Source organism: Streptomyces tagetis (assembly GCF_018069565.1).
GTDB classification, from domain to species: Bacteria; Actinomycetota; Actinomycetes; order Streptomycetales; family Streptomycetaceae; genus Streptomyces; species Streptomyces tagetis.
In genome coordinates this window covers 1,149,281-1,171,656 of the sequence record NZ_JAGPNL010000001.1, presented here as the reverse complement: position 1 = coordinate 1,171,656, position 22,376 = coordinate 1,149,281, and the positions used below count along the sequence as shown (strand labels likewise).

The 22,376-nt window shown below is 74.5% G+C and carries 22 protein-coding genes and 1 tRNA gene; 14 read left to right on the top strand and 9 right to left on the bottom strand.

Annotated features, from left to right (window positions below):
* Positions 1 to 91 precede the first annotated feature (91 nt).
* On the top strand, positions 92 to 1,039 hold the full coding sequence (locus J5Y05_RS05030) for an arsenic resistance protein (RefSeq protein WP_210868511.1): 948 nt from the start codon (positions 92 to 94) through the stop codon (positions 1,037 to 1,039).
* A gap of 120 nt (positions 1,040 to 1,159) precedes the next feature.
* Here the strand turns inward: J5Y05_RS05030 and J5Y05_RS05025 are convergent, their stop codons facing one another.
* A complete protein-coding gene (locus J5Y05_RS05025) occupies positions 1,160 to 3,283 on the bottom strand; it encodes a HEAT repeat domain-containing protein (protein WP_247614036.1) in 2,124 nt (707 codons plus the stop codon).
* Positions 3,284 to 3,541: 258 nt separating this feature from the next.
* Positions 3,542 to 3,615: transfer RNA gene (locus J5Y05_RS05020), tRNA-Pro, on the bottom strand.
* Positions 3,616 to 3,713: 98 nt separating this feature from the next.
* Here J5Y05_RS05020 and J5Y05_RS05015 point away from each other — a divergent pair.
* Positions 3,714 to 4,229: a DUF309 domain-containing protein gene (locus J5Y05_RS05015; protein ID WP_210868509.1), complete on the top strand. Its 516-nt coding sequence runs from the start codon at positions 3,714 to 3,716 to the stop codon at positions 4,227 to 4,229.
* Between the two features lie 57 nt (positions 4,230 to 4,286).
* Positions 4,287 to 5,060, top strand: coding sequence for a precorrin-6A synthase (deacetylating) (gene cobF / locus J5Y05_RS05010; RefSeq protein WP_210868508.1), 774 nt, complete (start codon positions 4,287 to 4,289; stop codon positions 5,058 to 5,060).
* Positions 5,061 to 5,080: 20 nt separating this feature from the next.
* On the opposite strand, the gene J5Y05_RS05005 is transcribed toward cobF, so the two are convergent.
* The 3 genes from J5Y05_RS05005 to J5Y05_RS04995 form a co-directional block, all read right to left on the bottom strand.
* Positions 5,081 to 5,833, bottom strand: coding sequence for a cobalt-precorrin-6A reductase (locus J5Y05_RS05005; RefSeq protein WP_210868507.1), 753 nt, complete (start codon positions 5,831 to 5,833; stop codon positions 5,081 to 5,083).
* A 20-nt stretch (positions 5,834 to 5,853) separates the two neighbouring features.
* Positions 5,854 to 6,669 (bottom strand): sulfite exporter TauE/SafE family protein, encoded by an 816-nt coding sequence (locus J5Y05_RS05000; protein ID WP_210868506.1) that lies wholly within the window; start codon positions 6,667 to 6,669, stop codon positions 5,854 to 5,856.
* Between the two features lie 378 nt (positions 6,670 to 7,047).
* A complete protein-coding gene (locus tag J5Y05_RS04995) occupies positions 7,048 to 8,235 on the bottom strand; it encodes a thiolase family protein (protein WP_210868505.1) in 1,188 nt (395 codons plus the stop codon).
* Between the two features lie 204 nt (positions 8,236 to 8,439).
* On the opposite strand from J5Y05_RS04995, the gene J5Y05_RS04990 reads away from it, so the two are divergent.
* The 11 genes from J5Y05_RS04990 to J5Y05_RS04940 all read left to right on the top strand — a co-directional run bounded on the left by J5Y05_RS04990 (position 8,440) and on the right by J5Y05_RS04940 (position 18,207).
* A complete protein-coding gene (locus J5Y05_RS04990; protein WP_210868504.1) occupies positions 8,440 to 9,273 on the top strand; it encodes an alpha/beta fold hydrolase in 834 nt (277 codons plus the stop codon).
* Positions 9,274 to 9,539: 266 nt separating this feature from the next.
* Complete coding sequence (locus J5Y05_RS04985) at positions 9,540 to 10,025, top strand: Dps family protein (protein WP_210868503.1); 486 nt, start codon at positions 9,540 to 9,542, stop codon at positions 10,023 to 10,025.
* The gene (locus J5Y05_RS04980) at positions 10,022 to 10,360 is read left to right on the top strand and encodes a DUF3140 domain-containing protein (protein ID WP_210868502.1); all 339 of its coding nucleotides are present in this window, start codon (positions 10,022 to 10,024) and stop codon (positions 10,358 to 10,360) included. Before J5Y05_RS04985 ends, J5Y05_RS04980 begins: the two co-directional genes overlap by 4 nt.
* A gap of 17 nt (positions 10,361 to 10,377) precedes the next feature.
* Positions 10,378 to 11,007: an HhH-GDP family DNA glycosylase gene (locus J5Y05_RS04975; protein ID WP_210869709.1), complete on the top strand. Its 630-nt coding sequence runs from the start codon at positions 10,378 to 10,380 to the stop codon at positions 11,005 to 11,007.
* A 301-nt stretch (positions 11,008 to 11,308) separates the two neighbouring features.
* Entirely contained in the window at positions 11,309 to 12,151 is an 843-nt protein-coding gene (locus J5Y05_RS04970) for a hypothetical protein (RefSeq protein ID WP_210868501.1), read from the top strand.
* 153 nt (positions 12,152 to 12,304) lie between these two features.
* Positions 12,305 to 12,763, top strand: coding sequence for a hypothetical protein (locus J5Y05_RS04965; RefSeq protein ID WP_210868500.1), 459 nt, complete (start codon positions 12,305 to 12,307; stop codon positions 12,761 to 12,763).
* A 55-nt stretch (positions 12,764 to 12,818) separates the two neighbouring features.
* Positions 12,819 to 14,222 carry a type I glutamate--ammonia ligase gene (locus J5Y05_RS04960; RefSeq protein ID WP_210868499.1) on the top strand — a complete coding sequence of 468 codons (1,404 nt, stop codon included), beginning with the start codon at positions 12,819 to 12,821 and terminating at the stop codon, positions 14,220 to 14,222.
* Between the two features lies 1 nt (position 14,223).
* Complete coding sequence (locus J5Y05_RS04955; protein WP_210868498.1) at positions 14,224 to 15,369, top strand: amidohydrolase family protein; 1,146 nt, start codon at positions 14,224 to 14,226, stop codon at positions 15,367 to 15,369.
* Positions 15,370 to 15,449: 80 nt separating this feature from the next.
* On the top strand, positions 15,450 to 15,977 hold the full coding sequence (locus tag J5Y05_RS04950; protein ID WP_210869707.1) for an NUDIX hydrolase family protein: 528 nt from the start codon (positions 15,450 to 15,452) through the stop codon (positions 15,975 to 15,977).
* Between the two features lie 197 nt (positions 15,978 to 16,174).
* A complete protein-coding gene (locus tag J5Y05_RS04945; protein WP_210868497.1) occupies positions 16,175 to 16,969 on the top strand; it encodes an IclR family transcriptional regulator in 795 nt (264 codons plus the stop codon).
* A gap of 230 nt (positions 16,970 to 17,199) precedes the next feature.
* Positions 17,200 to 18,207 carry an AraC family transcriptional regulator gene (locus J5Y05_RS04940; RefSeq protein ID WP_210868496.1) on the top strand — a complete coding sequence of 336 codons (1,008 nt, stop codon included), beginning with the start codon at positions 17,200 to 17,202 and terminating at the stop codon, positions 18,205 to 18,207.
* Positions 18,208 to 18,343: 136 nt separating this feature from the next.
* On the opposite strand, the gene J5Y05_RS04935 is transcribed toward J5Y05_RS04940, so the two are convergent.
* From J5Y05_RS04935 to J5Y05_RS04920, 4 genes are all read right to left on the bottom strand, one after another.
* Positions 18,344 to 19,819: an aldehyde dehydrogenase family protein gene (locus J5Y05_RS04935; protein ID WP_210868495.1), complete on the bottom strand. Its 1,476-nt coding sequence runs from the start codon at positions 19,817 to 19,819 to the stop codon at positions 18,344 to 18,346.
* An 84-nt stretch (positions 19,820 to 19,903) separates the two neighbouring features.
* Positions 19,904 to 20,467 (bottom strand): NADPH-dependent FMN reductase, encoded by a 564-nt coding sequence (locus J5Y05_RS04930; RefSeq protein ID WP_210868494.1) that lies wholly within the window; start codon positions 20,465 to 20,467, stop codon positions 19,904 to 19,906.
* Entirely contained in the window at positions 20,464 to 20,970 is a 507-nt protein-coding gene (locus tag J5Y05_RS04925; protein WP_210868493.1) for a flavin reductase family protein, read from the bottom strand. Before J5Y05_RS04925 ends, J5Y05_RS04930 begins: the two co-directional genes overlap by 4 nt.
* A 26-nt stretch (positions 20,971 to 20,996) precedes the next feature.
* Entirely contained in the window at positions 20,997 to 22,136 is a 1,140-nt protein-coding gene (locus tag J5Y05_RS04920) for an LLM class flavin-dependent oxidoreductase (protein WP_210868492.1), read from the bottom strand.
* Between the last annotated feature and the right edge of the window lie 240 nt (positions 22,137 to 22,376).

Sequence of the window (22,376 nt, the reverse complement as noted above, 5' to 3'; positions counted from 1 at the left end):
CCCGCCGTCACCCGTACCCGTACGAGGAGCCCATCCGTTGTCGTCGTCATCCGGCCCGGTCCCAGCCCCGGTCGCGGCCACGGTCGCGGCCATGGAGCGCCATCAGGTCGCCCTCTACGTCGGGGCGCTGGCGGCCGGCGGCCTGGTCGGCCGGCTCGCTCCCGGTGGCGGACCCGGCCTGGAGTACGCGATCAACCCGGTGCTGGCCGCGCTGCTGTACGTGACGTTCCTCCAGGTGCCGGCGGCGGAACTGTTCCGCTCGCTGCGGGCCGGGCGGTTCCTGGCCGCCGCGCTGGTGGTGAACTTCGCGGTGGTGCCGCTGGTGGTCGCGGCGATGTTCCCCTTCCTCCCCGGTGACCCGGCCGTCCGCGTCGGGGTGCTGCTGGTGCTGCTGGCCCCGTGCATCGACTACGTGATCGTCTTCTCCGGGCTCGCCGGGGGCAGCCGGCGGCTGATCGCCGCGACACCGCTGCTGCTCCTCACCCAGATGGTCCTGCTCCCGCTCTACCTGCTGCTGTTCCTCGGCTCGGGGCTGTCGGACGTGGTGGAGGCCGGCCCGTTCGTCGAGGCGTTCGTCGTCCTCATCGTCATCCCGCTGGCGCTCGCCTGGCTGACCCAGGCGTGGGCCGCCCGGCGCCGGGCGGGGCAGCGGACCGCCGACGCCCTGGGCACGGCGATGGTGCCGCTGATGTGCGCGACCCTGTTCGCGGTGGTGGCCTCCCAGGTGCCCAAGCTGGACACCGGCGGCGGTCTGGCCGACGTGGGCGCGGTCGTGCCGTTCTACGTGGCCTTCCTGGTGGTGATGGCGTTCGCCGGGGTCGCGGTGGCCCGCGCCTTCCGGCTGGCCCCCCGCGACGGCCGGGCGATCGTCTTCACCGGCGCGACCCGCAACTCCCTGGTCGTCCTCCCCCTCGCCCTGGCCCTCCCCGACGACCTGGCCGTGGCGGCGGTCGTGGTGATCACCCAGACCCTGGTCGAGGTCATCGGCATGCTGCTCTACGTCCGGGCGGTACCGAGGCTGGTGCCGGCACCGGAGTGAGCGCCGCTGCCCGCGGACGTCACGCTCCCCGGAGCAGCAGGCGCCTCGCACGGGGCGAAATCCGCCAAAACGGGGATGCCGACGGTCCGACCACGAAAACAGAGACGCAGGTGCGCGGTCTCAGGTGGTTGGCGGGGCGGGCGCCGGTGGTGTTGGGGGATCGAGTCGGGCGATGAGAGCGCGGGCGGCTCGCTGGAGTTCCTCGTCGTGGTCGATGTTTTCAAACCTGCCGCCGCGCCGGGGCAGGGCCAGTTGCTCGCGGAGCAGGGGCAGGGCCGGTGCCGCGAGGGGGCCCATGCGGTCCAGGCAGGCCACGACGTGGTTCGCCGTCGCGGGGTTCCGGGCCATGGCCGGGAGCAGGGCGTCGAGGACGGCCGGTGCCTCAGGCTCGCCGCCGATCTCCCAGAGCGCGGCGGCGCAGGGCACCCCCACCCATTCGTAGTCGTGCGTCAGGAGGTCCCGCAGGCGCGGCAGTGCCGCGGAGGCGGGCGGGCCTATCTCTCCGAGCAGATCGGCCGCGTCGCTGATCCGGAAGGTGATGCGGTCGTCGAGGAGGTCGAGCAGGAGCGGCATGACCTCGGCCAGGTCGCCGTCGACGGCCCACAGCGCGGCGACGGCGGCCGGCCGTACGTGCGCGTCCGTGGCGGTGGTGAACGACCGGATCGTGTCCCGTGCGCCGGTCGCCGCCGGTCCGAACGCCCCCAGTGCCTTCAGCGCCGATCGCGTGACCCCGTGCCGCTCGTGGCGCACCGCGGCGTCGAGCGTGTCCGCCACCACGGGAACCGCGGCCGGGTCGCCCAGCGCGGCGAGGGCGGACAGGGTCGCGTTGGCGCTCATCTCGGTCCACTGACGGGAGAGGTCGACCCGGCGCAGGTGGTCGCAGAGCCGGGGCACCAACCGGTCCGCCGCCTGCGGCAGATGCCCCGCGACCTGGATCGCACGCCATGCGTCGGCGTCGTTGTCCAGCGCGGCCAGCAGGCTCGGCAGCGCGTGTGCGTCGCCGAGGCGTGCCAGGGCCCGGACGGCCACCTGGTGGCTTCTGCGGAGCCGCGCGTCGGGTGCGGCCCATACGTCGGGGCCGTGCGCCGCGCGTTGGGCGTCGACGTGCGCGGCGAGTGCCTCCCGGGCCGGGGCGGCGATCGGGTGGCAGGACTCCAGGACGGCCGCGGCCTCGGCGGCGATCTCCTGGTCGTCCGTGGTGAGTTGGCCCGTGACCAGCAGGAGGAGCCGGGTGTGGTCCCCGCGCCAGGTGCGCATCAGCTCACCGCTCATCCGGACCGCGTCCAGGCGCGAGCCGGGATCGGGGCTGCTCAACTGCTCGGCCAGCACCACGGTGCGTTCGGTGACCCGGGCCCCCAGGGCTTCGTGGAACGTACGCAGCAGGGCCGTGGTCGGTGCGTACACGCGCGCGTGCCGGTCGAGATCCTCGAAGGCGGCGGCGATCTGGGGCGCGACCTCGTGCGGGTGCGCCGTCGCGCGGCTCGGGGCTGGTGCGATCGGCCGCGCGGGTATGGCGCGGGCGGTCTCGCGGAGCAGCCCGACGGCAGCGGGCACGATGTTCTCGCCGATCTCGTCCGGGGCGCGGCGGGCTCGCTGGACAAGGGCCGCGAGCCGGGTCGCCGGGTCCTGGGCGGGGTCGGCGGCGAGCCCGGCGAGCCAGTCCCCCACCTGTCGCGAGGCCGCCGGAAGGCGCAGGGTCAGGGTGGCCGCCGCCTCCACGATGCGCAGCCGTGCCGTCATGCCGCGTTCGGCGGCCAGCCGCTCGCGCAGGACCGCGATGGCCCGGTCGGCGTCGTCGAGGAAGAGCCCGAGCCCGCCGATCGCGGCCAGGCGCACGGCCGGGTCGGGGTCGCGGGCGAGTTCGGCGAACTCCGCGCCCCGCTCGCGCAGGAAGGCGACGGCCTGCCCACAACCCATCGGGGGGTCGTACTCGATCTCGGTGCCGTCGTCCTCGAAGCCCGACTCCAGGGACTCCCGGCCGATGCTGACCAGCAGCGCGACGACGGCGGCCCGGTCGGGCGTGGCGGCGTCGACGGCCAGCTCGAACAGGAAGGGCAGGCTCGCCGCCGTGGGCGGATACACGCTGCCCTGATGGTGGACCGCGCCGTAGAAGCGGTCGAGGGCCTTGCGGCGTTCCTCGGCGACCGGGGAACGCAGCGCCCGCAGCAACGCCGGCACCTCCTCGGCCGAGCCGTACGCGTGCTCCATCGACGCCCAGTCGATGTCCCGCAGTCCGTCGAACATGCTCAGAACCATGGCAGACGGCACTGACAACGGAGGCGGCCCGGGGAGCGCCGGGGCCGGTGACGGCACCGTCGGCACGGGCCAGGACGAAGCGAGGGCCGGGACCCGCGCTGGAGCGGCGGACCGCCATCGAGGCGGCACGCCTGCGGCACCCCACTGACGCCGGTCGGGGAAGCCGGTCCCCCAACTGGTCTCCAGGAACGGGCGAGGGCCGGTCCGGATTACTCCGAACCGGCCCTGATCCGCGACTTTCGCAAGTCGGGACGACAGGATTTGAACCTGCGACCCCTTGACCCCCAGTCAAGTGCGCTACCAAGCTGCGCCACGTCCCGGTGCGTGTGGCGCGGTGGGCCGCGCGATCACGCGAACAGCACTTTACCCCACACCCCCCGTGGCGCCTAAGCGGGCGCCGGCGCGGGACAATCGGGGCATGGACAGCTCATCCTCGAACCGGCCGGTGGACCCGCGGGACCGCGACGACGAGGGGCGGGCGCGCAACGCGCGGCCCCGGGACGGGCTCGGGCGCCCGCTTCCGTACGGCGCCGACGGCGTCGCCCGGCAGCCCGAGGGCGTGGTGCGGCCCCCCGAGCGGACGGTGGCCGAGGCGCAGCGGCTGCTGGACGAGGGCAAGCCGTTCCACGCGCACGAGGTCTTCGAGGACGCCTGGAAGTCCGGGCCTCCGGACGAACGGGAGCTGTGGCGGGGGCTCGCCCAGCTCGCCGTCGGCCTCACGCACGCGGCGCGCGGCAACGCGGTCGGCGGGGCCCGGCTGCTGCGGCGCGGCGCGGGGGCCGTGACGGAGTGGGCCGGTTCCGGTCCGGCGCGGCAGCGCCCGTACGGGATGGACCTCGGCGGCGTCGCGCGGTGGGCCCGGGGCCTCGCGGGGGACGTCGAGGGCGGCGAGACGGTGGACGCGGGCGCGCGGGCGCCCCGGCTGCGGGGCTGACGGCCGGCGGGTCGGCCCGCCCCGGGCGGTGTCGGAGGCGTACGGCAGACTCGGGGCGTGCGGAAGATTCATGTCATCGGTATCGGCGCGGGCGACCCCGAGCAACTGACCCTCCAGGCGGTACGCGCGCTGCGGAGCACGGACGTGTTCTTCGTCCTGGACAAGGGCGAGGCCAAGGCGGACCTGGTGCGGTTGCGCCGGGAGATGCTGGAGACGCACGTGCCGGAGGGGACGTACCGCGTGGTCGAGGTGCGCGATCCCGAGCGGGACCGGGGCGCGGGCGGCGCGGCGTACTCCCCGGCCGTCGGCGACTGGCGCAGCGCGCGGGCGGACCTCTACGAACGGCTGATCACCGGGGAGGTGGGCGAGGACGGCAGCGGGGCGTTCCTGGTGTGGGGCGACCCGGCGCTGTACGACAGCACGCTGGGCATCCTGGAGGAGGTGCTGGAGCGGGGCGCGGTGGAGTTCGCGTACGACGTGGTGCCCGGCATCAGCAGCGTCTCCTCGCTGGTCGCCCGGCACCGGACCGGGCTGAACCGGGTGGCGCGGCCGGTGCAGATCACCACCGGGCGGCGGCTCGCCGAGGGGCTTCCGGAGGGCGTGGACGACGTGGTGGTGATGCTCGACGCGCACCAGGCGTTCCGGCACTACGCGGACCAGGACATCGACATCTACTGGGGCGCCTACCTGGGCACCCCGGACGAGATCCTCGTCTCCGGCCCGATCGCGGAGGCGGCGCCCCGGATCGAGCGGCTGCGCGCCGAGGCGCGGGAGCGCAAGGGCTGGATCATGGACACGTACCTGTTGCGCCGTCATCCCGGCGACGGCTGACGGCTGACGCCTGCGGCGGGTCAGGGGCCGCCCAGGACCGGGGCCAGGTGTTCCAGCGCGGCGGGGACGTCGCGGACCACGTGGGCGCCCGGGGGCGGCGGGGGTCTGCGGACGACGACGACCGGCAGGGCGAGGGCGCGGGCCGCGGTGAGTTTGGCCGCGGTGGCGTCCCCGCCGCTGTCCTTGGTGACCAGGACGTCGATGCGGTGGGCGCGCAGGAGCGCGGTCTCGCCGGCCACGTCGAAGGGGCCGCGCGCGAGCAGGATCTCCGTGTCCGGTGGCAGGGGCGGTTCGGGGGGTTCCACCGAGCGGGCCAGGAAGTGCGCTCCGTCCAGGTGGGCGAAGGCGGCGAGGCCCAGGCGGCCGGTGGTGAGGAAGATCCGGCGGCCCAGTGCGGGCAGCAGCGCGGCGGCGTCGGCCAGGGAGCCGGCGGGGTGCCAGTGGTCGCCGGGGCCGGGGCGCCAGCCGGGGCGGCGCAGGATCACCGCGGGGACGCCGGTGGCCGCCGCGGCGGCACTCGCGTGCGCGGTGATGGACGCGGCGAAGGGGTGGGTGGCGTCGACCAGGGCGTCGACGCGCCGGTCGCGGAGCCAGGCGGCGAGTCCGTCCGCGCCGCCGAAGCCGCCGACGCGTACCTCGCCCGGGAGGGGGGCCGGTGTGCCGACGCGGCCCGCGAGGGAGGTGGTGACGCGGACGCCGGGCCGCTCCGCCAGCGCCGCGGCGAGGCGGCGGGCCTCGGTGGTGCCGCCGAGGATCAGCACGTGCGGGGGCATGGCGTCGAGCGTACGGGCCGTCAGCGCAGCAGGAGCTGGAAGCCCCCGACCACGGTGGCCCCGATCACGAGTTGTTCGAAAAGGCGCTGGTTGATGCGGTTCACAGCCCATTTGCCGAGAAACGCGCCGGGCACGACGAACACCACGAGCGCGGCGTCAAGGAGCAGCGAGTTGCCGTCGATCAGGCCGAGGCCCGCGCTGAAGGGCAGCTTGGAGACGTTGACGATCAGGAAGAAGAAGGCGGAGGTGCCGAGGAAGCCCAGTTTCCGGAAGCCCGCGGAGAGCAGGTACAGCGACATCACCGGGCCGCCCGCGTTGGCGACCATGGTGGTGAAACCGCCGAGGACGCCGTACGAGCGGGCCTTGAGGCGGGCGGAACGGGAGGTCGCGGGGTCGGCGGGAGCCTCGGTGGCGGGCTCGGTGGCGGGCTCTTCCGTGGGGCGCGCGGCCGTCTCCGTCCGGCGGCGGCGCCACACCGTGACGCCCGCCATCAGCAGCAGGATCGCGCCGATCGACGTCCGTACGGCCGCGTCGTCCGCCCACACCAGGAAGACGGTGCCGACGACGACACCGGCGCCGACCGCCGGGAAGAGCCGCCACAGGGTGGGCCAGTGCGCGTGCCGCCGGTAGGTGGCGACGGCCAGGAGGTCGCCCGCGATCAGGACCGGCAGCAGGATGCCGGTGGAGGCGCGGGCCGGGAGTACCGCCGCGAAGATCGCCAGGCTCACCGTGTTGGCGCCGCTCACGGCGGTCTTGGAGAAGCCGACGAGGAGGGCGGCGAAGGCGAGGGCGGCGAACTCCCAGTGGGTGAGGTGCCAGAGTGTCATCGTGTCCATGCGGAGGCTGATCGTAGGCACATGGGACGCGACGCGTCAGGACCGTCTCGCCTGATGGCCCTGGCCCGACGGCGACGGGGCCCGCGACGGTCCGGAGACGGCGCCGGCACCCCGCCTCCGGCTCACCCCTTCCCGGCGCCGCTCACTGCTCCGGCCGCCGCTCACCACGCCCGGCGACATGCCCGGCGACATGCCCGGCGTGCGGCCGTGTCGCCGAGCGGGGCGCACGCCGACGCCGGCCCGACACGCCCGGCACGCCCCCACACCGCACACGCCCGGCACGCCCGGCACGCGCAACCCACCCGACACGCCCGGCACGCGGGCCGACCCGCCCCGTGGCATCCCGCCACGCCGGGACCGTACGGCCTGTGGCCCCGCCTACACCCGCTCGACGAGCACCGCGCTCCCCTGGCCCACGCCGACGCACATCGTGGCGAGCCCGCGGGCGCCGCCCGTACGCCGCATGCGGTGGAGCAGGGTGGTGAGGATGCGGGCGCCCGAGCCGCCGAGGGGGTGGCCCAGCGCGATCGCGCCGCCGGTCGGGTTGACCAGCTCCGGGTCGAAGCCCAACTGGTCGACGCAGGCCAGGGCCTGGGCGGCGAACGCCTCGTTGAACTCCGCCTCCGCGACGTCCTCGACGCTCCAGCCGGCGCGGGCGAGCACCTTGCGGGTGGCGGGGACGGGACCGATGCCCATCACGTCCGGGTGGACCCCGGCCGAGCCGCCGGCGACGTAGCGGCCCAGAGACTCCAGGCCGAGTTCTTCGAGGGCGTCCTCGCTGACGAGGAGCAGACCGGCGGCGCCGTCGTTCATCGGGGAGGCGTTGCCCGCGGTGACCGTGCCGCCGGCGCGGAAGACGGGCTTCAGCCGGGCCAGCTTCTCCAGGGAGGTGTCCTCGCGGACGCACTCGTCGGCGTCGACGACCACCCCGTCGGGCCGTTCCACGGGCAGGATCTCGGCGTCGAAGTGGCCGTTCTTGCGCGCCTCGGCGGCGCGCTGGTGGCTGCGCAGGGCGAACTCGTCCTGGCGTTCGCGGGTGATGCCGTACCGCTCGGCGACCTCCTCGGCGGTCTCGCCCATGGAGAGCACGCCGTGGAGGTCCTTCATCGCCGGGTTGACCAGCCGCCAGCCGAGCCGGGTGTCGGCGGTCTCCATGCGGTGCGGCAGGGCCTCGTCCGGGCGGGGCAGCACGAAGGGGGCGCGGCTCATGGACTCGGAGCCGCCCGCGAGCACGATGTCGGCCTCGCCGGCGGCGATGGTGCGGGCGGCGGTGGTCACGGCCTCCAGGCCCGAGGCGCAGAGCCGGTTGACGGTGGCGCCGGGCACGGAGTCGGGCAGGCCGGCGAGGAGCGCGGCCATGCGGGCGACGTTGCGGTTGTCCTCGCCGGACTGGTTGGCGGCGCCCCAGTACACGTCGTCGATCCGGGCCGGGTCGAGCGCGGGCACGCCGGCGACCAGATCCCGGACGACGGCGGCGGCGAGGTCGTCGGGCCGCACGGTGGAGAGGGCGCCGCGGAGCTTGCCGATCGGGGTGCGGCGGGCGGCTGCGAAATGGACGGGACGCACGAGGGACTCCTGACCGTCGTCGCTGGGCCTGCGGGCGGCACACCGCCGCCCGACCGGGCTCCGCGAGGCGGGGCCGGTCTGCCCCGACCCCTAACTAGCACTGCTAGTTTTGGACTATAGACCGCCGGGCCGCCCCCTGGGAAGATCCCCGGACGACTCGGAAGATCCCGGACGACCCGCCCGACCCCGCCGGAGGACACCCCCATGGCCGACGCCCGCGAGCACGTCCTCGACGGAACCCGCGGGCGGCTCTCCGTCCGCGAGTGGCCCGCCGCCGCCCCGCCCCGGTACGTGGCCCTGCTGATGCACGGCTACGGCGAGCACGCCGCCCGGCACGCCGGACTCGCCCGGGTCCTCGCGGCGCACGGCGCGGCCGTCCACGCCCCCGACCACCTCGGGCACGGCAGGTCGGCGGGCGAGCGGGTGCTGATCGAGGACTTCGAGGAGGTGGTCGCCGACGTGCACGCCGTGGCGCTGCTCGCGCGCGCCGCCCACCCGGGGCTGCCGCTGGTGCTGGTCGGGCACTCGATGGGCGGGCTGATCGCCTCCCGGTACGCCCAGCTCCACCCGGGCGAGGCCGCGGCGCTGGTGCTGTCCGGGCCGGTCCTCGGCGACTGGGCGCTGCCGCGCCGGCTGCTCGCCCTGGAGGAGATCCCCGACACGCCGGTCAGCCCGGCCGCCCTGTCCCGTGATCCCGGGGTCGGCGCGGCGTACGCGGCGGACCCGCTGGTGTGGCACGGTCCGATGAAGCGGCCGACGCTGGAGGCGTTCGTCCGGACGCTGGACGCCGTGGCGAACGGTCCCGGCCTCGGCGGGCTCCCGCTGCTCTGGTTCCACGGCGAGGACGACCGCCTGGTGCCGCTCTCCGGCAGCCGGAGAGGCGTCGAAGCGCTCGGCGCCGCCGTCACCGAGCGGATCGTGCCGGGCGCCCGGCACGAGGTGTTCCAGGAGTGGGAGAAGGCGGCGGCGTTCGCGGAGCTGACGCGGTTCCTGGACGCCGTCCTCGGCGGGGCGGACCGTGGGGGCGACGGCCGCTGATCCTCGCCGGGGATCGCCGCCCGCCGCCGCCGGGCGGAGATCGCCGCCGGGCACCGTCTCCGCCACCGGGCAGCGGGCAGCGGGCCCCGGGCAGCAGGCCCCGGGCGGGGTCGGTGGTGGCCGGTGTCGGCAGGGGCCGCCGGGTCGCGTCCCGTGTTTGCCGGGTGGCGGTGAGGGCACCCGCCGCACCGTGGAGGGGACGTGCCGCACCGCGCCGCCGCTCCGCAGCCGACCGAGCAACCCACCGCCGCGAGGAGCAGCACCGTATGACTGTCGTGAAGAGCACGATTCCCGAGTCGGCCCGCCAGGTCACCGGAGACGCGTTGCAGAGCACGCTCGTGGATCTTCTCGGGCTCTCCCTGATCGGGAAGCAGGCGCACTGGAACATCGTGGGCCCGCGCTTCCGTTCGATCCACCTCCAGTTGGACGAGGTGGTCGCCGCGGCACGGTCCCACGCCGACACGGTCGCCGAGCGCTCCTCCGCGCTGGGCATACCGCCGGACGGCCGGCCGGAGACCATCGCGTCGGCGTACACGCTGGGCGGCCCCAAGGACGGCTGGGTGCGCGACGACGAGGTCGTCCAGGCCATGGTCGAGGCCCTGGACACGGCGATCGCCCGGCTGCGCAAGCGGATCGACGCCACCGGGGAGCCCGACCCGGTCACCCAGGACCTGCTGATCACCATCACGGCGGAGCTGGAGAAGCACCGCTGGATGTTCGTCGCCGAGAACGGTCCGGGAGGCAGCGCATGACCGACGCCCTCGAACTCGACGCGCTGTGGGAGGACTTCCACCACGTGGTCAACATGACCTCGGCGGAACTCGCCTCCTGGCTGCGGGTACGCGACTCCCGGGAAGAGGTGGAGCCGCTGCCCGACGAGGCCGGTTCGCCCACCGGGCAGCACGTCCTGGCCATCCTCCAGAAGCGGCGCATGGACCTGACCGAGGACGACCTGCGCGTGATGCGCCGGGTCGTGGACACGATCACCACCCAGGCCGACCTGGAGAACGAACCGGAGTCCGAGGACACCCGCCGCAGGCACCGGCTGATGACCATCGGCCACGACCCGCTGAAGCCGCAGCCGTGACCCGCGCCGAGAACGTCATGCGGGAACTCCTGCGTACGCACGGCCGGACGTACGCCGAGGAGGCGGGCATCCGGCTCAAGGACACCCCGCAGCCGCTGTACCGGCTGCTGGTCCTCGCCCATCTGCTCAGCGCCCGCATCCGCGGCTCGATCGCCCTGGCCACCGCGCGCGCCCTGCACGAGGCCGGGCTGAGCGACCCGCACCGCATGGCGGACGCCGACTGGCAGGAGCGGGTCGACGCGCTGGGCCGCGGTGGCTACCGGCGCTACGACGAGCGCACCGCCACCCAGCTCGGCGACGCCGCCCGGCTCCTCGACGACCGCTGGGGCGGCGACCTGCGCCGGCTGCGCGAGGAGGCGGACGGCGACGTCTCCGCGCTCCGCCGGCTGCTCCAGGAGTTCCCCGGCGTGGGGCCGACCGGCGCGGACATCTTCCTGCGCGAGGCCCAGGGCGTCTGGCCGGACGTGGCGCCGTACCTGGACCGCAAGGCCCTCCAGGGCGCCGGCCGCCTGGACCTGCCGGAGGACCCCGACCGCCTCGTCGCCCTGGCCGGGGAGACCGACCCGGCCGTCCTCGCCGCCGCGCTGGTGCGGGCGGCGGTGGACAAGGAGGTCGCGCGGGAGTCCCTGGCGGGCGCCACGCGCTGAGCGAGCGCGGGCGGGGCGTCACGGGGGTGCGGGGACGGTGTGTCGGCATACGGCCCGGCGACACGTCGGCTCGGCGTGTCGGCACACGGCCCGGCGACACACCGGCTCGGCGTGTCGCCGGCTCGCCGACGTACTCCCGGCGTGTCGCACGACCGGCACCCATCACCCGCCACCCGTCCCCGCCACCTCGCCACCTCGCCACCCCGTCACCCCGTCACCCGATCACCCGGCCGCACTGGTGACCTCCCCCGGCCGATGGTGCGCTGGGAAGACCGTGTCGCATTCCCGGGAGGCACCCGCGATGAGCCGTCGTCCGACCCACCCCGTCCGCCTGTTCGCCTCCACGCTGGCGGCGGGCGCGCTGCTGACCACGGCGGCCTGTTCGGACGACGGCGGCCCGTCCGCCGCGGACACCGCCGCCGAACGCGCCGGCTCCGCCTCCGCCGCCGCGCGGGAGGCCGCCGAGCCGGTCACCGGCACCTCCCCGAGCCCCGCGGCGCTCACCGAGGCCGGGGCGAAGGCGGCCCTCATCACCGAGGGCGACATCGAGGACCAGTGGAACCAGGTGCCGGACGCGGGCAAGTGGCGGGACACCATGCTCGTCGGCAAGGTCGACGTGGCCGACTTCCTCACCGCCAAGTCCCAGGCGGCCGACTGCCAACGGCTGCTCGACGGCCTCTACACGGAGGACCTGCTGGGCAAGCCGTCCGGGCCGTCCGCGGTGACCGGCTTCGAGCAGGGCGAGTCCCGGCTGCTCGAACAGGTCGCCGCCTACGACCGCGGGAAGCTGGACGACGCGCTGAAGTGGCTCGGCTCCCTGCCGGACGCCTGCGACCAGTTCACCGCGACCGACTCCTCCGGCGGGAAGCGGACCGTCCAGGTGACCGAGTCCTCCGTGCCGGACGTCGGCGACGCCCGCCAGGGCGTGCACGTCAGTGTGCGGGGCACGTCCGCGGGCACGCCGACCACCCTCACCCTGGACGTCGCCGTCGTCCGGGTCGGCACGGACGCCCTCACCGTCACCGGCGGCGGCCTCAGCGGCGGCGAGACCGACGCCGTCCACCAGGCCGCCCAGCAGGGCACCGAACGTCTCCAGACCGTCCTGGCCGGCCGCACCCCGTCCCCGCATCCCCCCACCGACTAGCCCAGCCACCCAGCAACCCAGCCCCTCCCCTCCGCTCCGCACCGCTCCCCCGCCCCACCCCGTCGGGTGGAGCTGCGCCGAAACCCGGACAGCCCGGTCACCCGGCGGCACAATGAGCGCGTCGAGACCACTGGCGCGCGAAGGAGCCGACACGTGAGCGAGAGCCGCACCCCGGCGCACCGGCCCGCGAGCAGCGGGAGCCGGGCCCCGGCGGACGGCCCGCGTGTCGCCCACGACACGCGCGGGGGGCGGCACGGGACCGGCGCTGCCGCCCACGAGGTCGATCACCGGGTCGCCGACCCCGGCCGCCCGGCCCCGCCGGTGCGCCGCCGCGCCGGCGAACGGGGCGCACGGCCCCCGGGCAGGTTCCGCGCCCCGGCCCACCCCCCGCACCACGCCGACGCGGGCGGCGCCGGGCGGATACCGGCGACGGCGTACGCGACCGCGCGCGCCACGCCCCCGACCGTCTCCCGCGGCCGTGACGAGGCCGCCGCGGTCCCCGACCGGCTCCGCCCGCTCGCCCCTGGGCACCTCCCCCGCTCGCCGCGGCGTCCGCGGGCCGACGCCCCGCCGTCCGTACCGCGGTGCGGCACGCCGGCCGCGAAGCACTGACCCGTGCCGCGCCGGGCCGCACCCGCCCCGGCCGCACCTCGTCCAGGAGGACGACATGACCACCCTTGCCGATCCCGTGCCGGGCGGGCGCCCCGGCGACGTCGAGCGGGCCACCGCGCTCGGCGGCGAACTCTCGGGACACGGCGTGCACGGCGTCGTCCTCGCCTACGTGGACACGGCCGGCATCGGCCGGGTCAAGACCGTGCCCACGGCGAAGCTCCCGGCCGCCGCGGCCTGGGGCGTCGGCATGTCCCCCGTGTTCGACACCTTCCTCGCCCACGACGCGATCGTCACGACGGACGTGCTCGGCTCCCCCGACGGCGACCTGCGCCTCTACCCCGACCTCGACCACCTGGCCGTCCTGGCGGCCCAGCCCGGCTGGGCGTGGGCCCCGGTGGACCGGATCACGCAGGAGGGCGCACCGCACCCGGCGTGCGGGCGGACCGTGCTGCGCCGGATCACGGCGGAGGCGGCCGAGCGGTACGGCGTCACGTTCAAGGCCGCGATCGAGGTCGAGTGGGCGGTGGGCCGGGACGACGCGCCCGACGGGGCCTTCGTGCCCGCCGTCTCGGGACCGGCGTACGGCGCGACGCGCCAGGTCGAGCTGAGCGACTGCGCCGCCGAGTTGCTGGCCGCGCTGGCGGCGCAGGGGGTGGAGGTGGACCAGTTCCACCCGGAGTACGCGGCGGGCCAGTTCGAGGTGTCGGTGGGCGCGCTGGACCCGGTGGCGGCGGCCGACCGGAGCGTGCTGGTGCGCCAGACGATCCGGGCGGTGGGCCGGCGCCACGGGATGCGGGTCTCCTTCGCCCCGGCGGTCACCGCGGGCGAGGTCGGCAACGGCGGCCACCTGCACCTGTCCGTCTGGCGCGACGGCGCCAGCCTGCACGCGGGCGGGACGGGCCGGTACGGCATGAGCGCGGAGGCGGAGTCGTTCACGGCCGGGGTGCTGGCCCGGCTGCCGGCGCTGACGGCGGTGACCGCGCCGAGCCCGGCCAGCCATCTGCGGCTGCGCCCGTCCCGGTGGGCCGGGGCGTTCACGGCGTGGGGCCGGGAGGCCCGCGAGGCGGCGCTGCGGGTGATCACCGGGACCGCCGGGGTGCGGGAGCAGGCCGCCAACCTGGAGGTGAAGCCGGTGGACCTGGCCGCCAATCCGTACCTCGCGCTGGCCTGCGTGATCGCCGCCGGGCTGGACGGGATGGCCCGCGCGGCGCCGCTGCCGGCGGAGGTGACCGGGGACCCGGCGCTCCTCGACGCGGCCGAGGCGGAGGCGCGGGGCGTGCGCCGGCTGCCGGGGTCGCTGGCCGCGTCCGTGGAGGCGTTCCGCGCGGACCCGGTGCTGCGCACGGCGCTCGGGCCGGTGCTGGCCGACGCCGTGATCGCCGTGCGGCGGGGCGAGTGCCGGGCGGTCGAGGGCCTGGACGAGGACCGGGTGGCGGCGGCGTACCGGTGGGTGTACTGAGATGGCCGCCGACGCCGTGGAGGAGACGCTGGACGGCCTGGGGCTGGTGGACCACCACTGCCACGGGGCCGCCACCCGCGCGCTGGACCCGGAGGGCTTCGCGTCCCTGCTGACCGAGGGCGAGGCGTGGCCGGACGCGTCCCCGTTCGACACCCCCGCCGGGATCGCGGTGCGCCGGCACTGCGCCCCGCTGCTGGACCTGCCGCGCCACGCCCCGGCCGCCGTGTACCTGGCGCGGCGGGCCGAGCTGGGGCCGGCCGAGGTGAACCGGCGGTTCCTGCGCGCCTCGCGCGTGGGCACGTTCTGCGTGGACACCGGGCACGCCCCGCACCGCGTGACCACGCCCGCGGAGCTGGCCGCGGCGTCGGGCGCGGAGACGTACGAGGTGGTGCGGCTGGAGGCGGTCGCGGAGGCGGTGGCCGCCGGGGGCGTGGAGGCGGACGCGTACGGCGAGGCGTTCCGCGCGGCGGTGTGGAAGGCGGTGCGGCGGCCGGGCGTGGTGGGCGTGAAGTCGGTCGCCGCGTACCGCACCGGCCTCGATCTGGACCCGTCCTGGCCGGGGCAGGCCGAGGTGACCGAGGCGGCCGGGCGCTGGCTGGCGCGCGGCGGCCGGCTGGACGACCCGGTCCTGGTACGGCACCTGCTGTGGACCGCGGTGGACCTGGGGCTGCCGCTCCAGTTGCACACCGGGTTCGGCGACGGGGACCTGCGCCTGCACCGGTCCGACCCGGCGCTGCTGACCGACTGGCTGCGGCTGACGGCGGGGACGGTCCCGGTGCTGCTGCTGCACTGCTGGCCCTACCAGCGCCAGGCCGCGTACCTGTCGGTGGTCTTCGAGCGGGTCTACCTCGACGTCGGCCTCACCCTGCACCACGTGGGGCCGGCGCGGGCGGGCGCGGTCCTCGCGGAGGCGCTGGAGATCACCCCGTTCCGCAAGCTGCTCTACAGTTCCGACGCCTACGGTCCGGCCGAGTTCCACCACCTCGGCGCGCTGGCGTTCCGGCGCGGGCTGGCCGGTCTGCTGCGCGAGCGGGTGGAGGCCGACGACCTGTCCCCGGCGGACGCGGTGCGCATCGCGCGCTGGACGGGACGGGACAACGCGCGCCGGGTCTACCGCCTGCCCGGCGAGAGCACCGACGACGGCTGAGCGACGTGGGGACGGTCACAGTCCCGTGGCGGCGCCCAGGAAGAACGAGACGCTGAAAGTATGATCAAGCGATGGCTGACATGACCGAAACCACGCCTGGCTGGCTGCCGACCGACGAGCTCGAGATGGCCCGCGCCCGCATGCCGATCCTGTACGTCGAGGCGGTGCCCGTACGCGTGGACGACAGCGGCGAGGTCACCAGCGTGGGCCTGCTGCTGCGGATCGGCCCCGACGGGACGGTCAGCCGGACGCTGGTCTCCGGCCGGGTCCTGCACCACGAGCGGGTCCGGGACGCGCTCCTGCGCCATCTGGAGAAGGACCTCGGACCGGTGGCGCTGCCCCGGGTACCGTCCTCGCTCCAGCCGTTCACGGTGGCCGAATACTTCCCCACCCTCGGCGTCACCCCGTTCCACGATCCGCGGCAGCACGCGGTGTCGCTGGCCTACGTCGTACCGGTGAGCGGTGACTGCCGTCCCCGCCAGGACGCGCTGGACCTGGTCTGGTTCACCCCGCGGGAGGCGCTGTCCCCGGCGGTGCAGAGCGAGATGCCGGGTGGCCACGGTGTCCTGCTCAAGCAGGCCCTGGCCCACGTGGGCAATGTGATCTGACCCGGCGGGCGCGTGCCCGTGCCGGTGGAGCCCCGGTCGGCGGACCTCCCGCGGCCGGGGCTCCGTCGTGTCCGCGGCCGGTACGGCGTCCTCCGTTCCCGCTCCGTTCCCGCTCCGCCCCGAGGGCGCGTCGCGCCCCGCCGCACCGCGTCCGGCAGATCTTTGCGTGTGACGGAAAGGTTCCATATTCTGCTTCTGTGGAGCAGAATACGAACTCCTACCGCGTCGAAGCGGTGGACCGCGCGCTGATCCTGCTGGCGCTGCTGGCGGAGCGCGGCCGGCTCAGCGTGACCGAGGCCGGGCGGGAACTGGGCGTGGCGCCGTCCACGGCGCACCGGCTGCTGGCCACGCTGTGCCACCGGGACTTCGCCGTGCGCGGCGAGGACCGGGTGTACCGGCCGGGCCCCCAGTGGCTCGCCGCCGGTACGCGCCAGGCGCCACCGCTGCCCGACCGGATGCGTCCGTACCTGGAGAGCCTCTATGGAGCGACGAACGAGACGGTCCACCTCATGGTGCGCTCCGGCACCGAGGTGCTGTTCCTGGACGGCATCGAGGGCGTCCGGTCGTTGCGCGTGGGGCTGCGCATCGGCGTGCGCATGCCCGCCTACCGCACCTCCGGCGGCAAGGCCATGCTCGCCGACCTGGACCCGGACGCCGTCGACGCGCTCCACTCGGGCGGGCTGCCGCCCCTGCCCGGCGAGCGGCTCCGCGACCTGGCGGCGCTGCGCCGCGAACTGGACGCCGTCCGCCGTGACGGGTTCGGCCTCAACCAGGACGAGAGCGAGCCCGGGGTGACCGCCCTCGGCGCCTCGGTCGGCCTCGTCGACGGGCAGCATGTCGCCCTGGCCGTCGCCCTGCCCACGGTCCGCGCCGGAGCGGACGGCGCGAAGGCGCTGGCCGACGGGTTACTGCGGACCTGCCGGGAGGCACGCCGGGACCTCGTGGGGAGCGACGGCGCCCGGCGGCGCGGCTCCCCGGCCGACGTGGGCTGATCAGGGGGACAAAGCGGGGGACAAAGCGGAACGGACCGGCCCGAGGCAGGAGGGGCGGGCGAAAGGGATCGATTCGCGCGAGGAGCACGTTATAGGGGGCAAGGGTCCGTCGGTCGCGCGGCGGGTTCGTCCGAGGAGTCGCCCGCGCCGCCGGGCGAGCGACCACGCGTTCAGGAGTCACCACCAGCAGTCCGCCTGCCGGATGCTCGATCGTCTGCCCGGGAGTCCCGATGTCCGTGTCGTTCTCACCATCGTCCGAACCGCTCCGGCAGCACGGTCGGCTCCGTACGCGTGACGTGGAGGTCGCCCAGCACGTGGTGGCCGAGGTGTACGAGCCGCACACGCTGACCCCGGTGGACCGCAAGGGGCTCGACGCCCGCCTCAACGCCGTGCAGCTCGGTGGCGTGACCCTCGGGTACCTCACCTACGGCACCGAGGCGCACATCGCCCTCCCCGCCAGCGAGCACTGGTACCACATCAACATCACGCTCGCCGGCAGCAGCCTGGTCACCCGGGAGAACGGGGACCGGGGCATGACCCGGGGCATGGCCCACGCGGCGATGCTGCTGCCGCACCGCGCCCAGACGATCGCCTGGGCCGCGGACGCCGCCCAGTTCGCCCTGCGGATTCCGCGGGCCGACCTGGAGGGGCACCTCGCCACCCTGACCCGCGCCCGGGTCGGGGGTCCCATCGACTTCGACCTCGTGGTCGACCTGGACTCGCGGGCGGGCAGGGGGCTGCTGCGCTGTATCGAGTTCGTCCGGACGGAGTGGGACGAGGACGGGGTCCTCGCGCGCAACGCCGACTCCCGCCGCCAGCTCGAATCCATGATCCTGACGAACCTCCTGGTGGCCGCCTCCGGTCCGCACCAGGCGCTGCTCCAGCGGACCGACCCCGCCCCCGGCCCGAGCACGCTGAAGAGCGCCCTCGACTACATCCACGACCACGCCGGGGACCTCCCCACCCCGGCCGACGTGGCCGCCGCGACCGGGGTGAGCGCCCGGACCCTGCAACTGCACTTCCTCAACCACCTGGGCCGCACCCCCTCGCAGTACCTGCGCGACCTCAGGCTGCGCGGGGTCCGCGACGAGCTGCTGCACCCGCGCTCGGCCGGGACGACGGTCACCGAGGTCGCCTCCGCCCACGGATTCCACAACCTGGGCCGGTTCTCCTCGCTCTACAAGTCGGTGTACGCGGAGTCCCCGTCGGAGACCCTGCGCAGGAGCCGGGCCTCCTGAAGGCCGGCCGCACACCGCGCGGGCCCGCCCGGCGCGCACCGTACGCATGAGGGCGCCCGGCCCCGGACCGCGGTCGGCGGGTCCGGGGCCGGGCGCCCTCGTGTGCGGTCCGGCAGGTCAGGCGGGAGCGGCGGGATCACACCACCTGGACGATGTGCTTGAACTCCTGGAACTCCGCCACGGCCCGGTTGCCGTTCAGCCGGCCCAGGCCGCTCTGCTTGCAGCCGCCCTCCTCGAACTGGTCGACGACGACGGCCCAGCCGTTGGTCCACACCGTGCCCGCCTCCAGGGCGTCGGCGAGCCGCAGCCCGCGCGCCCCGTCGGCGGTCCAGACCGAGGCCGCGAGGCCGTACTCCGTGGCGTTGGCCTTGCGGACCGCCTCCTCCTCCGAGTCGAAGGTCTCGAAGGTGGCGACCGGACCGAAGAGTTCCTTCTGGACAAGGGGCGAGTCGGTGTCCCGCACCCCGAGCAGCGCCGGACGGAAGTACGCCCCCTGGGCGAGGCTCTCGTCGTCGGGGCGGCCACCGGGCACGATGACCTCGGCGTCGCCGAGCGACTGCTCGATCAGCGCCTCCAGCCGGTCCCGGCTCGGGATGTCGATCAGCGGACCCATCTGCGAGTCCGGGGCGTCGCCCGGCCCCACCTTGACCGCGCGCAGGGCCTCCGCGAGCCGGCCGCGCACCTCGTCGGCGACCGAGGACTGCACGAGGACGCGGCTGCCGGTCATGCAGAACTGGCCGCTGAAGGTGGTGATCCCGGCGACGATCGTGCCCACGGCCGCGTCGAGGTCGGCGTCCTCGAAGACGATCATGGGGGTCTTGCCGCCCAGTTCGAGGGAGAGCCGCTTCAGGGTCGGTCCGGCGTCCGTCATGATCTGCCGGCCCACTCCGGTGCTGCCCGTGTAGCTGAGCGCGGCCACGTCGGGCGAGGCGACCAGGGTCTTGGCGCCCACGCTTCCGGATTCGTTGAACACGTTGAGCACGCCGGCGGGCAGCGACGGGCAGTCCGCGAGCAGTTCGGTGAGCCGGGTGTTGACCAGCGCCGTCTGCGCGGCCATCTTCATGACCACAGTGCAGCCGGCCGCGAGGGCCGGGGCGAAGGAGCGCACGGACAGCACCACCGGGGAGTTCCAGGGGACGATGACCCCGGCGACGCCCACCGGCTCCGAGAGCAGGATGGAGTAGACCCCCGGGCGGACCCGGCCGCCGCTCCCGGAGTCGGTGAGGGCCTGCGCCGCGTAGTAGCGCAGCTTGGACGGGGTCAGGCTCAGTTCGAAGCCGGCCTCGGGGAGGATCTTCCCGTTCTCCACGGCGAGCAGGTGCGCGAGTTCGTCGGTCGCGGCCTCGACGCGGTCGGCCATCTCGTTGAGCACACGGGCGCGCAACTGGCGGTCGGTCCGCCACGCGTGGGTGGCGAAGGTGTCCCGGGCGATCCTGATGGCGTCCTGTACCTGGGACTCCTCCACCTCGTAGTAGGTGCCGAGGGTCCGTCCGTCGGCGGGCGAGACCGAGACGCCGGTCGTGGCCGAGGCGACCCACTCGCCGCCGATGTAGTGCCGGGCGGGGCCCGTCTCCTGGCCGAGGGGGGTGCCCTCGGCGACGTTACTGGTCACGACGTTCCTTCTTTCTCCAGGTCGAGAGGGGCCGAGGGCGGTCACCGGGTGGTGCGGCGAGCCGTGCCGCACCACCCGGCCGCCTCATCCGGCGGTCTTCTTCGCGTAGCGGACCGTCAGCGGGTCCGGGCCGAACTCCCGGCCGTCCAGGCGCTCCGCGAGCGTCACCACCTGTGCGGTGAACTCGCCCAGGGCGGCGCGTACGTCGTCGGTCACGTCGTCCGTGCGGAACTCCGTGTCCACGAAGAAGGCGCTGTTGGGCGCGGTGAGGGCGCCGAACCAGCCGAGGATGTCCCGCAGGTGGCGCTCGGCCGACAGGAAGTGGTGCGGCGCGGCGGCGACGGTGAGGATTCCCACCGGCTTCGAGCGCAGTGCCTCGTTGGGCAGCATGTCGATCAGGAGCTTGAGGGTGCCGGTGAGCGATCCGCGGTAGACCGGCGAGGCCAGGACGACGGCGTCGGCCTCGCCGATCCGCCGTACCGCCTCGTCGTCCCAGGTGGCGACCACCGGGCCGGCGGAGTCCCGGGGCGCGACGCGCTCCACGCTCCAGCCGGGGTGCCGCTCCCTGGCCTCCCGCTCGATCAGCCCGAGGGCGCGTGCCATCTTCCCGGGCGGGGTGGGGCTTCCGTAGACGGTTGCGAGTCTCATCGGGTCACCGCTTCTCTCGGCTCGTGTTCGAGGTACCTGCCCCGGTAGAAGAGCAGCGGGTCGCGTGCCGTGCCGGCTTCCAGCGCGGTGACCGCGGCGACCACGACGGTGTGGTCACCGGCGTCGATCTCCTCGGACACGGAGCACTCGACCCAGGCCAGGGCGCCGTCGATGAACGGCATCCCGGCCGGTGACGGCCGCCAGTCGACGCCGGCGAACCGGTCGACGCCCGAGCGGGCGAAGCGGTCGCCGACCGCCTGCTGACCGGCGGCGAGGACGCTCACCGCGAACCGCCCCGAGCGCCTGATCCCCGGCCAGGTGGCGGACTCCTTCCGTACGCAGACCAGCACCAGGGGCGGGTCCAGGGAGAGCGCCGAGAACGATTGGCAGGTGAATCCGGCAGGAGTCCCGCGATCGATCGACGTCACCACGGTGACCCCGGTGCAGAAGTGGCCGAGAACGGCCTTGTATTCCCGCACGTCCGTGCCGGAAGAATGCGTCATTCCAGACCTCCCTGTCCCTGCCGCGGTCAGCTCCGCAGGCCCGCTTCCTTCATCAGGGGCAGGACGCGCTCGCCGAAGTACTGGAGTTCCTCCACGTAGTCGAGGAAACCGATCATCATGCCGTCGATCCCGGCCTCCGAAAGGCCGGCCATCTGCTCGACGATCTGCTCCGGCGTACCGATCAGCGGATATCCGCCGTAGCCGAGGATGAAGCGCTCCTGGAGCGCCTTGATCTTGTCGAACGAACCGCTTTCGGAGCCGAGTCCGCTGGAGACCATCTTGGCCACCTCCCAGTCACCCTTTTCGAGGATGTGGTCGAGGAGTGCCTTGGTCTCCTTCTCGGTGTCGCGGCAGATGATGTTGCCGTAGCCGAGGATTCCGAGGTCCCGCTTGTGGGAATGGGCGATGGAACGCACCCGGGCGGCGGTGTCCCTCGCCTCTTCCGGGTCGGCGAAGGCGATGAAGTTGAAGTCGCATTCGCGTGCGCAGAATTCCAGGCCCTGCGGCGAGTTGCCGGCGTTCACGAGCACCGGGTACGGCTGCTGGATCGGCTTGGGGTCGGAGAAGGCGTCCTTGATGTCGAAGAACTCACCCTGGAAGTCGACGCCTTCGCCCTCGGTCCACATGCGCTTGGCGATGGTGATCCACTCGGAGCCGTAGCGGTAGCGCGCGTCGTGCTCGCGCTGGGTGCCGCCGAACATCTCCATCTCGGCCTTGTACCAGCCCATGGTCATGTTGAGGCCGAAACGCCCGTTGGAGATGTGGTCGACGGTGACCGATTCCTTCGCCGCGACGATGGGGTTCTTGGTCGGCACGTGGGTGGTCGAGAACACCATGATGTTCTCGGTCGCCTGCGCCAGTCCGGCGGCCCAGGTGTGGGTCTCGAAGTTCGAGCCGTTGAAGTTGGTCTCGCCGCCCATTCCCCGGTAGCGGGCGACCGGAAGCATCGCCTCGAAACCGAGCCGGTCGGCGATCTGGGCGATCTTCTGGGTGTGCTGCCAGGAAAGCTCGTAGGTCGACTCGGCATGGGTCGCCATGAGGCCGTGGCTACAGTTCGAGCCGAAGACCCCGAGCTTCATCTTGTTGTCGTTGAACATGGCGACACCGCTGGCACGGCGTGCCGCGACGAGTTCCTCGTAGGAAAGCCCGGGGGCGGTTGTGGTCATGTCTTCTCCTGTGTGCGTCGCCGCGCCACCGTCTTGCGGCGGGTGCGGAATTCGTGACGCCAAAGTAGGCGGGGATGCGCGGACACGGCTATCCACCTGGCGAAGGGCCGAAGGCCGACAAACGAAACACGGGGAAACGGTCACCTCGGGCACCGGCGCGCGTTTCGCGCACCCGCGCGCGGACCGCCTCGGGCGTCGGGCTCCAGGAATGCGGGGAAGGCGTTCCATTGACTTCCCGTC